Annotated in this window: 12 protein-coding genes; 2 read left to right on the top strand and 10 right to left on the bottom strand. The window is 71.3% G+C overall.

The genetic code is table 11. From position 1 onward, the window contains the following. The 4 genes from ABZY20_RS32510 to hemL form a co-directional block, all read right to left on the bottom strand. Entirely contained in the window at nucleotides 1–624 is a 624-nt protein-coding gene (locus ABZY20_RS32510; RefSeq protein WP_356446333.1) for a TlpA disulfide reductase family protein, read from the bottom strand. A gap of 66 nt (nucleotides 625–690) precedes the next feature. Beyond that, nucleotides 691–1,977, bottom strand: a complete 1,287-nt coding sequence (locus tag ABZY20_RS32505; RefSeq protein ID WP_356446331.1) for a polysaccharide deacetylase family protein — start codon at nucleotides 1,975–1,977, stop codon at nucleotides 691–693. Between the two features lie 159 nt (nucleotides 1,978–2,136). Beyond that, entirely contained in the window at nucleotides 2,137–2,838 is a 702-nt protein-coding gene (locus ABZY20_RS32500; protein WP_356446329.1) for a histidine phosphatase family protein, read from the bottom strand. Then, a complete protein-coding gene (hemL, locus tag ABZY20_RS32495) occupies nucleotides 2,835–4,151 on the bottom strand; it encodes a glutamate-1-semialdehyde 2,1-aminomutase (RefSeq protein WP_356446328.1) in 1,317 nt (438 codons plus the stop codon). The genes ABZY20_RS32500 and hemL overlap by 4 nt, the downstream gene beginning before the upstream one ends. A 504-nt stretch (nucleotides 4,152–4,655) precedes the next feature. On the opposite strand from hemL, the gene ABZY20_RS32490 reads away from it, so the two are divergent. Next, nucleotides 4,656–5,093, top strand: coding sequence for a hypothetical protein (locus ABZY20_RS32490; RefSeq protein ID WP_003974483.1), 438 nt, complete (start codon nucleotides 4,656–4,658; stop codon nucleotides 5,091–5,093). A 128-nt stretch (nucleotides 5,094–5,221) separates the two neighbouring features. Here the strand turns inward: ABZY20_RS32490 and ABZY20_RS32485 are convergent, their stop codons facing one another. The 4 genes from ABZY20_RS32485 to ABZY20_RS32470 form a co-directional block, all read right to left on the bottom strand. After that, nucleotides 5,222–5,761: a hypothetical protein gene (locus ABZY20_RS32485; RefSeq protein ID WP_356446326.1), complete on the bottom strand. Its 540-nt coding sequence runs from the start codon at nucleotides 5,759–5,761 to the stop codon at nucleotides 5,222–5,224. Nucleotides 5,762–5,849: 88 nt separating this feature from the next. Continuing rightward, nucleotides 5,850–7,838 (bottom strand): hypothetical protein, encoded by a 1,989-nt coding sequence (locus tag ABZY20_RS32480; RefSeq protein WP_356446324.1) that lies wholly within the window; start codon nucleotides 7,836–7,838, stop codon nucleotides 5,850–5,852. Continuing rightward, entirely contained in the window at nucleotides 7,835–8,998 is a 1,164-nt protein-coding gene (locus ABZY20_RS32475; protein ID WP_356446322.1) for a 5'-methylthioadenosine/S-adenosylhomocysteine nucleosidase, read from the bottom strand. The genes ABZY20_RS32480 and ABZY20_RS32475 overlap by 4 nt, the downstream gene beginning before the upstream one ends. Further along, nucleotides 8,999–9,742, bottom strand: coding sequence for an NUDIX domain-containing protein (locus tag ABZY20_RS32470; protein ID WP_356446320.1), 744 nt, complete (start codon nucleotides 9,740–9,742; stop codon nucleotides 8,999–9,001). It abuts the gene before it with no gap. A 90-nt stretch (nucleotides 9,743–9,832) separates the two neighbouring features. Between ABZY20_RS32470 and ABZY20_RS32465 the strand changes: the two genes are divergently transcribed. Beyond that, the gene (locus ABZY20_RS32465; protein ID WP_356446318.1) at nucleotides 9,833–10,726 is read left to right on the top strand and encodes a phosphorothioated DNA-binding restriction endonuclease; all 894 of its coding nucleotides are present in this window, start codon (nucleotides 9,833–9,835) and stop codon (nucleotides 10,724–10,726) included. A gap of 137 nt (nucleotides 10,727–10,863) precedes the next feature. Here the strand turns inward: ABZY20_RS32465 and ABZY20_RS32460 are convergent, their stop codons facing one another. Together ABZY20_RS32460 and ABZY20_RS32455 are read right to left on the bottom strand one after the other, a co-directional pair. Further along, complete coding sequence (locus ABZY20_RS32460) at nucleotides 10,864–11,277, bottom strand: DUF5994 family protein (RefSeq protein WP_356446316.1); 414 nt, start codon at nucleotides 11,275–11,277, stop codon at nucleotides 10,864–10,866. Continuing rightward, nucleotides 11,274–11,717, bottom strand: a complete 444-nt coding sequence (locus ABZY20_RS32455) for a hypothetical protein (protein ID WP_356446315.1) — start codon at nucleotides 11,715–11,717, stop codon at nucleotides 11,274–11,276. Before ABZY20_RS32455 ends, ABZY20_RS32460 begins: the two co-directional genes overlap by 4 nt. Nucleotides 11,718–11,772: the final 55 nt, after the last annotated feature.

Genomic DNA, 11,772 nt, shown 5'->3' with positions numbered 1-11,772 from the left:
TCACTTCTCCGCGAGGACCGGGGCGATCATCTTGCGCAGCTTCTCCTCGCTCAGCGCCTGGAGCGAGCGGGCGGCGATCCTGCCGTCCCGGTCGAGGACCAGGGTGGAGGGGATCGCCTGCGGGTTGAGCGTGCCGCGCTCGAAGCGGAGCATCAGCTTGCCCGTCGGGTCGTACAGGCTCGGGTACGTCACGCCGTAGGTCTTCTCGAAGGCGAGGGCCGGGCCGGTGCCGGTGTCGCGGGTGTTGATGCCGACGAACTGCACGCCCTTGTCCTTCAGGTCCTGGGAGACCTTCTGGAAGCCGGGGGCCTCGGCACGGCAGGGCGGGCACCAGGAGCCCCAGACGTTGAGGACGACGACCTTGCCCTTGTAGTCGTCGACGTTCAGCTGCTTGCCGTCGACGGTCTTGCCGGACAGGTCCGGGGCGTCCGCGCGCTCGCCCTTGTCCGCGGTGGCGATGCCGTCCTCGCCCAGGACGAAGTTGGTGTCACCGCCTCCGCCGGACGTCCCGCCGGAGCTGCACGCGGACAGCGTCAGCACCGCGGCCGCGGCACCGGCGGTGAGCAGGGCGGCGCGGCTGCGGGTGCGGGTCGAGCGCAGGGGGGCACGGCTGGCGGCACTCATGTGAAAAGTTTCGCATGTCCGTTCCGGGGATCTTTCCCACCCCCCTCGCGGGCGGATAAGCGCATTTCAGGCGGCGTTTCGGGACGGTGTCCCCGAGTCGCCGGGGGCCGTCTTCAGGAACTCCCGCCAGCCGCCCGCGGGCTGCTGCCCGACGTCGAGGGTGCGCAGCCGGGCGAGGACCTCGGGCTTCTGCGCGTCCATCCAGTCGACGTACTGCCGGAAAGAGACGAGACGCACATCCCCGCCCTTGTCCTTCTCGCGCGCGATGTGCCGGAAGGCTTCCTCGACGGCGTCCATGTAGATGCCGCCGTTCCACTGCTCGAAGTGGTTGCCGACGAAGAACGGAGCCCGGTTTGTCTCGTATGCCCGCTTGAATCCCTGGATGTACGCCTGTGCCGACTGCTCCCGCCAGCCCGGGTAGTTGTGCGCCGGCGCCTTGGTGGAGTTCAGGGACTGGTTGGCCAGCATGTTGTAGTCCATGGACAGGACCTCGAAGCCACGGCCGGGGAAAGGTATCTGCTGCAGCGGCAGGTCCCATATCCCGCCACGCTTGACGGGCCAGACCTGGCGGCCGCCGGGCGAGGAGGCGTCGTAGCGCCAGCCGAGCGCGCGGGCGGTGGGCAGCAGGTTGTCCTGGCCCAGCAGGCAGGGCGTGCGGCCGCCGACGAGTTCCTTGTCGTAGTCGAAGGGCAGGGACGGCACGTCGGTCCAGCCGGTGTGGGTGCGCCACTTCTTCACGAAGGACTTCGCCTGGTCGATCTCGCTGCGCCACTGCCGCGGCGTCCAGTTCCCGACCGAGCCGTGGGAGTCGCCGCAGAAGTGCCCGTTGAAGTGCGTGCCGATCTCGTGGCCCTCCAGCCAGGCGCGGCGCAGGTACTTCAGCGTGTCCTTGATGTGCGCGTCGGTGAGGTAGCCGATGTCGGAGGCGCCGCGCGGGTTGTTCGGCGGGTCGTAGAGGCGCTTCTTCGACTCGGGCAGCAGGTAGAGCCCGGACAGGAAGAAGGTCATGCTCGCGCCGTGCTCCTTGGCGAGGTCAAGGAAGCGCGGGAAGAGGCCGTTGCCGACCTCGCCGGCGCCGTCCCAGGAGAACACCACGAACTGCGGGGGCGTCTGGCCCGGCTCCAGCGGCTCGGGCTTCGCGGGCTGGTGGGGCTGCTTGCCGGTGTGGGCGGTGGAGCCGTCGCCGATCGGGCGGGCGGCGGGCCCCGGCTCCGCTCCGCCCTGGGCGGAGTCGCCGGAACCGTCCGCGTGGCCGGAATCGTCCGAGCCCGTGAGGCCACCGCAGGCGGTGAGTGAGGCGGCGGCGGCTCCCGCGCCGATTCCGAGCAGTCCCCTGCGGGTGAGAGCGCGCATGGCATCCCCGATTCGTCACGTCGTGCTGGTCACCCAGTCAGAGGACGTGACGAACGGGGAGGTTCCGCCGATATTTGCAGATTCAGTAACGAAGCGGTCTTAAGTGATCAAGAGGTCTCAAATGATCAGAAGGGGACGACCGGACGTCCGGGCGCCCGGCTAGGCGCCGAACGCCTTGTCCTTCCCCTTCACCGGCTTCGCGCCCGCCAGCAGATGCGCCGGGACGAGATCGCGGGCCGGCTCGCTGTAGCCCACGGAAACGATTCGGTCGCCGTGGTACGTGAAGCTCGTCAGCGAGGCGAGCGTGCACTGCCGCTTGCGCGGGTCGTGCCACAGCCGCCGCCGCTCGACGTAGGACCGCACGATCCAGATGGGCAGCTGGTGGCTGACCACCACCGCCTCGTGCCCGCGGGCCCTGTCCTTCGCCGCTCCCAGCGCGCTCATCATCCGCACGACCTGGTCGACGTACGGCTCGCCCCAGGACGGCCGGAACGGGTTGACCAGGTGCTTCCAGTTGCCCGGGTTGCGCAGCGCCCCGTCCCCGACGCCGAACGTCTTGCCCTGGAAGATGTTGGCGGCCTCGATCAGCCGCTCGTCGGTCGCCAGGTCGAGACCGTGCGCCTTGGCGATCGGCTCGGCCGTCTCCTGCGCCCGCTCCAGCGGCGAGGCGGCGACGTAGGTCACATCGCGCCCCGACAGGTGCTCGGCGACCCGGTCGGCCATGCGGCGGCCCAGGTCGGAGAGGTGGTAGCCGGGCAGACGGCCGTAGAGGATGCCGTCCGGGTTGGCGACCTCGCCGTGCCGCATGACGTGGACGACGGTGACGTCGTCGTCGCTCCGGTGGCCCGTCGCCCCGCTCATGCCGTCGCCTCCGCCGCCGCGCGGGCCGCCGCCGGGAGGGCGTCGGCGATCCGCTGCACCGCCCGCTCGTCGTGCGCGGTGGACACGAACCAGGACTCGAAGGAGGACGGCGGCAGGTAGACGCCGTGCGCGAGCAGCGAGTGGAAGAACGCGGTGTAGCGGAACGACTCCTGCGCCTTGGCGTCCTCGTAGTTCCGCACCGGCCGGTCGGTGAAGAAGACCGAGAACATGTTGGAGGCGGTCTGCAGCCGGTGCGCGACGCCCTCCTTGGCCAGGGCGTCGGTGACGAGCCCCTGGATCTCCTTCGAGACGGCGTCGACCTTGGCGTAGGCCGCGTCGTCGAGCAGCCGCAGCTGGGCGAGGCCGGCCGCGGTGGCGACCGGGTTCCCGGAGAGGGTGCCGGCCTGGTAGACGGGCCCGGCCGGGGCGAGGTGGGCCATCACGTCGGCGCGTCCGCCGAAGGCCGCGGCCGGGAAGCCGCCGCCCATGACCTTGCCGAAGGTCATCAGATCGGGGACCACGCCGTCGACCCCGAACCACCCGGCGCGGCTGGTCCGGAAACCGGTCATGACCTCGTCGGAGACGTAGAGGGCGCCGTGCTCGGAGCAGATGTCCTTCAGCCCCTGGTTGAACCCGTCGGCGGGCGGTACGACGCCCATGTTGCCCGGAGACGCCTCGGTGATCACGCAGGCGATCTCGCCGGGGTGCGCGCGGAAGGCCTCGCGGACGGCGTCGAGGTCGTTGTACGGCAGCACGATCGTGTCGCCGGCCTGGGCGCCGGTGACGCCCGGGGTGTCCGGCAGCGCGAACGTGGCGACGCCGCTGCCGGCCGCGGCGAGCAGCGAGTCGACGTGCCCGTGGTAGCAGCCGGCGAACTTGACCACCTTGGTGCGCCGCGTGAACCCGCGCGCGAGCCGGATCGCCGACATGGTGGCCTCGGTGCCGCTGGACACCAGCCGCACCCGCTCCAGCGGCGCGACCCGGGCGACCATCTCCTCGGCGAGCGCGACCTCGCCCTCACCGGGCGTGCCGAAGGACGTGCCGCGGGCGACGGCGTCCTGGACGGCGGCGATCACCTCGGGGTGCGCGTGCCCGAGGATCATGGGCCCCCAGGAGCAGACCAGGTCGACGTACTCCCGCCCGTCGGCGTCGGTCAGATAGGGGCCGGTGCCGGACACCATGAACCGCGGCGTGCCGCCCACGGCGCGGAAGGCCCGGACCGGTGAGTTCACGCCACCGGGCGTGACGGCCGCGGCCCGATCGAACAGAGCCTGCGAGGCCGGTGCTTCATACGGATATGTCAGTTCGCTCATGACCTGCGACTTCTCCGACCTTCTCCGACGTCGTCGGGCTCCGGGTGTCAGTGACCTGTTCAGGGTAGGTCAGGGGAAAGGGGAGCCGGGGTGTGGGACGACCGGTCGGAGGCCCCCCGTCGTCTGCGAGACTGGGACCTGATACACACAGCTCCGGCAACCGGGTGGTCGGAGGCTGCGAAGATCCTGCGGTCAGATGTTTCGACGCACGTTTCGGCGGGCGGCCGTGGGGGAGGTCACTGACACGATGATCGGGTCGCGCGGCCGGGGCGACGCGTTCTGGAAAAGCAGTCGGGTGGAGATATGCATCGCGGTGGCGGACTGGGCGAGGGGACTGATGACCTGGGTCCTCGACGTGCCCGGCGGGGAAGGCACCGGCGCGAAGCGGAGGACACGCAGGAAGCACGCCACGCACAGGGCCGGCCCACTGAACCGGAGCGGCTCGACGGACGTACTGAACGTCGAGTGGACGATCTTCGGGCCGGGAACGGGAATGGTGGTCGGGTGGGGGTGACGTACAAGTACTTCGGAGCGCCCGACGGCGCGACCGCGGCCCGCGTCCCGATCTCGATGCGCCCCGAGGAGCTCGGCGGCGACGAGCTCGGCATGAACGGCATGTTCACCAAGATCAAGCCGGAGACGATGGCCGCGATGGTCCTGACGGGCATCGAGGGCGTCCCCCTGCACAAGGTCCCGCCCCTGGAGCTGGTCGTCCTGCACCCCGACTACGCGGTGGTCAAGCTCCCGATGACGGTCGTCGACCCGCTGCGCGGGATCGGCGAGGAGGCGGTGGGCGCGGCGGCGTTCATCTGGTCGACGGTCCCCGACCGGGGCGGCCCGCGGGACGCGTTCAACGTCTACCAACTGCTGCACGAATGGCAGGACTTCAGCCATCGGTTGCATGAGGCGGGGCATCAGCCTTACTGCCTGGTGTGGCCGTGAGCTGAGGCGCGCTTTCCGGGGGTTCGGGCGGGGCTTGCGGGCTCCGGCCTCCTCATGTGCGCAGGAGGGCCGGCGGCGGCCGCGCGCCACCGTGGCCGTGCAGGATGCTCGGCTCTCACTGAGCAGCGCTACAGCTCCGCATAGCGCAGGAACTGCCACCCCAGTACGGCCAGGGCCAGCGTCTGTGCGAGGGAGACCGTCAGGAGGAGCGGCCGTACGGCGGGGGAGCACCAGAAGGCGATCACGCAGATCATCGGCAGGGCGACGTAGGTGAACAGGTCCACCGCCGTCTGCAGCCGCTTGCGCGTGGTGCGCCTCGCGTCGTCGCGGTGGTAGGTCTCCCAGCCGAACACCGCGCCGGGGGCGCCGCTGAGTTCGGCCAGCCGCGGTCCCAGCCGGTCGCGGATGTAGCAGCCCACCGCCGAGATCTTCTCGTCGTTGACCAGGTAGGTCCAGCCCAGTACCAGGCAGATCACCGGGACGGCGAGCAGCAGGGGGGCCTGCCCGCCCGGGACGGCGATCGCCAGGACCGCGGTCGCCGAGGCGAGCGTGAAGTAGAGCAAATTGTCACGGAACCCTATGCGGGTCTTCTGCTCCTCCTTGATGCGGTCGTACTCGACCAGCAGCAGCCTGCTCTCGGTGACGTCGTCTGTGTCGGCCACGGCCATTCCTCACCTCGGGTACCGGCTGGGAGCTGATGAACGGGCGGGCAGGGGCGGCGCTGCGGCCCCTGCCCGGCCCGGACGCCCGGAGGGCTCAGTCGGCGGGGCGGAAGGACGGCAGCTTGTTGGGGTTGTTCCGCTCGATCCAGCCCTTGCCGTCCGCCGCTATCCCTTCCAGGAGGCGGAAGGTGTGGGTGAAGCCGGCCGCGTTGAGGTTGATCTCGGCGATCTCCCGGGCGTTCTCGTCCGGCGCCAGTTGATGGGTGTCGGCGTCCTTGACGCGGATGGTCCTGGCCGGCCCGTTGGTGAGGACGAGCTCCAAGTCGTAGCCGACGTGGGTGCGTTCGGTGACCTGCACGGAGGACAACGCGTCGAAGCGGTAGTTGCTGCGCTGCTCGTTGCCGCCGCGCTGCGCGTCGGTGAAGTCGAGTTCCGTGCTGACCTCGCGGACGCCGTCCTGCGTGACCAGGAAGAGGCGGAAGCTGTAGCGCGAGTATCGCCAGGGGCCGCCCTTCACACGCCCCCGCTTGTAGGGGCGTGCGGGGGTGACCAGGATGGTGTGGGTGATCAGGTCACGCCAGGTGAGCTGGTAGTGGCGCAGCGCCTCGTCGACGAACAGCGTCTTGTCGCAGGTCAGCCACTTCTCCATGTCCAGCTCACTGGGGCGCGTGGTGTCCAGGAACGACTTCCACTTCTCGTACGCGGCCTGCCGCGCGGTGAGCTGCTCCTGGTAGGCCCGCTCCTCCTCGGCCAGCCGCTGCTCCTCGCCCCGGGCCGCCAGCCACGCGTACGCGGCCTCGCGTCCGGACCAGACGGCACCGGCCAGCGCCAGGACGGCCAGCAGCATCTGCGACGCGCCGGAGCCCGAGGCCACCGTTCCGATCAGGGCCATCGTCATCATGCCGAGCGCGATGAGGGCGACCACGCACAGCGCCTTCGCCACCGCCGGCGTCTGGTTGCGGTGGCCCTCGTCGAAGAGAGTGCCCTTGTGGTGGCGGTCCCGGGCGTCCTCGGCGAGATGGCGGATCAGCCAGTTGAGGCGGTCCACGCCGACGCGGCTCTCGCGGTAGAGGGTCGCGATCTCGGCGACGAGGTTGTGGCGGAGGTGGGCGGTGAGCCGGAGCCAGGCGTGCGGGGTCAGACCGTGCGGCACGCGGACGCTGAAGTAGTGGTCGAACGCCTGGCGGACGCGGTTGGTGAACCCGTCGCCGGCCGAGGCCTGAGCGCCCGTGTACGGCAGGTGGGACTCGCGGTTCCTGGCCTTCAGCTGATGCTCGTCGTACCACCACTGGCGGCCGAAGCGGGCCGCGGTCAGGCCCGCGCCGAGCGCCAGCAGCGACTCGATGATCGCCGCGGCCGGATCCGCGAACAGCGCCAGGATCCAGAGGAACGCGGTGGCGAGCACGAACAGTCCGACGCGGACCGGCAGGGCCGCCTGGGCGGCTGCCGCGGTGCTCGGGCGGGGCGGCAGGGCACGCGGCCCGATGGGGTCGGGTTCGAAGTAGGCCCAGACCCGCTGGACACGGTCGTTGGCGAAACGGGCGGCCTCGGCCCGCCGGCGGTTCTCGGCCCACAGGCTGTCCTTCAGCCCGCCGGTGAGGACCAGGTCGAGGTGGTGGAGGATCGCGTCCCGCTGGTGGGGTGACAGGGCCTGCAACCGCTCCAGGACGCGTCCCGTCCCGCCGTCCGCGGGACTGAGCATCGCCAGCAGCTCGAAGGCGACGCGCAGCGCGTCCTTCCACTCCCCGTCGGCGTAGTGCCCCACGAGCCCGGAGGCCTTGTGCAGCCGCTGGAGTTCCTCCGTGCCGAGGTCGTGGTAGGCGCGTGCGCTGAGCATCGCGAGCACCCAGTGGAATCGGACCTCGGCGTTGTCGTGTCCGTGGGCGATCGCGTCGCTGATCATGTCGCGAGCGCGGCTGGGGATGCCGTCCTCCAGGTACCGCACGCCGACCTTGTACTTCTCCTGGGGCGAGGCATCCGGGTGGACGAAGTAGACGTTGGAGTTGTGTACGGTCTCGGCCTGGATCCCGACGGTCGAGTCGTACGCGGCGGAGTGGTGCGTGACGGTGGTGCCGTCGTTCATGACAGGTCACCCGCCGCCACGACCAGGGGTGCCAGCCGGGCCACCAGCTCGGGAGACTCCGCGATCAGTCCGCGTAACCTCTTGAGTGCCGTGGTCGCCCTCCGGGGCGCTCCGGACGTGTTCTCCCTCGCCGCCCGCAGGGCCGAGGCCAGGTCGTCCAGTGCCGCCCGGTAGGTGTCGTCGTCGAGGCCGCCCTCGGCGTGGTGACGCTCCAGGTGCGCACGGAAGGCGTCCAGTTCCGCGACCAGGTCGGCCGGTCCGGTCACCTTCGGGTCCGCGTTCAGGTGGACGCTGCTTCCGTGGACCGAGCCGGCCATGATGCCGACGGTGCTGTGGTGTGCGGTGTTGCGGACGCGCTCCTGGCGTCTGCCGGCCGTAGCGGCCCTGTCTGCTCGTGACATCGCGATGTGCTCCTGTTCTCCCACCAGTTCCACGGCCAGCCGGGTGGCGAACGCGGCCGCGTTCGCCGCGGCCCGCGGTTGCAGGTTCCGGTCCTTCGCGCTGCTCTTCGTCCCGTCCGCCCGGTCGCTGATGCCGCGGATGACGGCCACCGGCGCCCCGTTGAGATGACCGGCCTGCGCCACCCCGGCGGCCTCCATCTCGATGGCGAGCGCGTCGTTGTAGTGCTGCCGGATCCAGCGCGCCTCGGCCGAGATCCGCGAGTTCTGCACGATCTCGCCGGCGGCGATCGCGCCGAAGCGCACCTGCGGCGCGCGCCCGCGACCGGGTGTGCCCCCGGCCCAGTCGTCGGTGCGGGCCACGTGCGAGGCGAGCTGGCTGATGCCGTGCGGCGCCTCCCACACCCGCGGCCGGGCCTTGAGGCCGTCGTCCTCGCTGGTCCCGCCGTGGTAGGCGTACACATGGGTCGCCACCACCACGTCGCCCAGCCTGGCGGTGTCCCACAGGGCACCGGCGACACCGACGAAGAACACGGCCGCCGGCGAGAACTCCTGGATCGCGCGCTCGGCGATCACGGCGGCGGAATGATTCCCCTTGTTCGTCAGGCCGAGCGCGACACGGCAGGAAGTGCCCCGCACGGTTCCCACCTCGAACCGTGTCCCACGCTCGTGACGGTGCAGCTGTGGGCCGGCCAGTTTCCGGCGCACGGCCTCGTACTCGAGATTGAGGGCGGTGAGGATCACCACCAGGTCTCCCGACATCTACTTCCCTTCCTCTCCCGCGTCCTCTTCGTCGGCGGACGGCACAGGCCGGATCAGTGGTGGGGACAGCACCGTCGTCGGCCCGGCCCGGTACAGCCGTGCCGGCCGTCCGCCCGTGGTCCTGCGTCCGGGGCCGGCGGGGACGATGAACCCCTTCACGGCCTGAACCTTCCGGTAGAAATTGCGGGTGTCGAGGGCGGTGCCCCAAACCGCCTCATACACCTGCTGCAACTCGGCTATGGTGAACAGTTCTCCGCAGAAGGCCGTGGCCAGCGCCGAGAACTCCAGCTTGGTACGGGCGCGTTCGATCCCGTCCGTCACGATCCGCCGGTGGTCGAAGGCCAGTTCCACCTCACCGGACAGGACGGCCTCCGCGGGGACCCACGCGGCATCCGCGGCGTCCGTCCCCGCGACCGGCTCGGGGAGCCCCGGCGCGATCGCCAGGTGGGCCACGGACACCACACGTCCCCGTGGATCGCGGCCCGCCTCCCCGTAGGTGGCCAACTGCTCGAGATGCACCCCTCCGCCGCCCAGCGCGGTCTCCTCACTCAGCTCACGGTGGGCGGCGTCCACGATCTCCTCACCGGCGTGGTTGAGGAATCCGCCGGGCAGGGCCTTCATCCCCTGGAAGGGATCCTCACCTCGCTCCACGAGCAGGACGCACAGGCGCCCCTCGCGCAGGGTCAGGATCACGAGGTCGACCGTCAGGAGCACGGGTGTGGGTGACCACTCGTCAACTTGCATAGCAATGACGGTACTTCAGTTCCTGTCACTTTAACAAGAAGGGAGGTGTGGAGACCGTGGGTGCGGTAAGGGCGTCTACGCTCACCCGCCATGGACTGGCTGGAGCGCATGGCGAAGCTGAGGCAGTGGACGCGGAGCGGGACGCGGGCTCCGCACAAGCCGTTGCTGCTGCTGTACGCCCTCGGGCGGTACCAGGAGGACGCCGACGGCGGGCTGCGCTACACCGCGGTGGAGCGCGATCTGCAGCGCCTGCTGGCCGAGTACGGGCCGCCCCACAGGACGACCCCCGCCTACCCCTTCCACCACCTCACCGGCGACGGCGTGTGGGAGGTGCGGACCGACCGCGGACCCGGCAGCCCGGGCAGCGGGGTGCGCGACCTTCGCGCGACGGGCGCCACCGGACGGCTCGCGCCGGACCTGAGGGCGGCGCTGCGGCGCGAGCCGGAGCTGCTCGGCAGGATCGCGCGGTCCCTGCTCGACCTGCACTTCCCGCCGTCCCTGCACGGGGAGTTGTGCGAAGCCGTCGGCCTGGACCTGGAGCTTGCGGAGGTCGAGCGGCTCACGGCGGTACGCAGGCGGCGCGACCCGCGGATGCGGGAGCTGGTGCTGACCGCCTACGAGTACCGGTGCGCCTTCTGCGGATACGACGGCAGGATCGGCGCGGTACCCGTCGGGCTGGAGGCCGCCCATGTGCGCTGGTGGGCGTTCGGCGGACCCGACGAGGTCGAGAACGGGCTGTGCCTGTGCTCGCTGCACCACAAGCTCTTCGACAAGGGCGTGCTCGGGGTGGGGGACGATCAACGCGTCCTGGTCTCACAGCGGTTCGTCGGTCACAGCGCCGCCGCCCGCGAGCACGTCACCGCCCTGGCGGGCCGCCCGCTGGTCGGGCCCCAGCCCGGCGCGTCCCCCGTCGCCGCGGCGCACCGCGACTGGCACGCGCGCCAGGTCTTCCACGGCGCACCGCGCCCGGCCCCGGCCGCCTGACCGCTGCCGCCGTCGGGACAAGGGCCTCAAGGGCAGAGCCGGCCGTCAGGGCCGGGCCGGCCGTGAGGACAGCGCCGGCCCGTGAGGACAGCGCCGGCCGTGAGGACAGCGCCGGCCCGTGAGGACAGCGCCGGCCGTCAGGACTGCGCCGGGTCCGTTCCGCTGCCGCCCGTGGCCGTGTCCATGAGGCGTTCGGCCTCCGCGTCCGTCGCGGCGGGCGGCACGACCAGCAGGTCCCAGCGCCCCTGGCCGGGGGAGAGGAGGCAGACGGTGTGCCCGGCTCGCGCCGAGTCCGTGCCGCGCGCGTGCACCCACTGGTCGTCGATGAGCATGCCGTCCCCGGACAGCGACCACATCCCGCCGTTCACGAGGACGCTGGTGATGTGTCCCCAGCGGTGCGGCAACGCGGCGAGGAGTCCGGGCAGTTCGGCGGTCAGGTCGTACGACCTCGGCCACCAGGCGCCGTCGAGGGGCCGGGCCGAGCCACTCGCGCCGGAGTACTCCCCCAGGCGCAGCCGGACGGAGGACGCAGGGCGGGACGGCACAGTCATGAGGGTTCCCGGAGCCGTAGGGGCGTGGGGCTTGGCGTGGGAGTCTGCGTGGAACCCACGGTCGTTGGAGGCTCGGCGGTCTCGGCGGTCTCGGCGGTCTCGGCGGTCTCGGCGGTCTCGGCGGGTTCCTGCGGCCGCGGCCGGAGCGCGGTCTCGCCCGTGTGCGTCCGGTCGACCGGGGGTCTGCTCGCCTCCAGCCAGGAGGGAAGGGGCCCGGCGGCCCGCTCGGGGTCGAGCGTCAGGTGCAGACGCGTCCCCTGTCCCGCCGGCGCCGCCGGATAGCTGCGTTGCTCACCGCCCGCGAACAGCAGCCGGAGAGCCTCCGCCACCTGGCGGGCCGCTGCGGCGTCCGCGGACTCGATGCGTACCTCGACCCTGCCTTCGGCGGCGGCGGCGCCGTCAGGATCGTCGTCGAGCCGGTGCGGGAAATCGGTGGTCATAGGGCGGATCCTGCCCCGGGCCGTCGGAACGGCTCGTGTCGTGTCGCGCGGCTCG

Origin of the sequence: Streptomyces sp. NPDC006624 (genome assembly GCF_040611555.1) — a bacterium.
GTDB lineage: Bacteria > Actinomycetota > Actinomycetes > Streptomycetales > Streptomycetaceae > Streptomyces.
The sequence above is the reverse complement of the archived record's forward strand: the minus strand, read 5'-3'. Positions and strand labels throughout refer to the sequence as shown.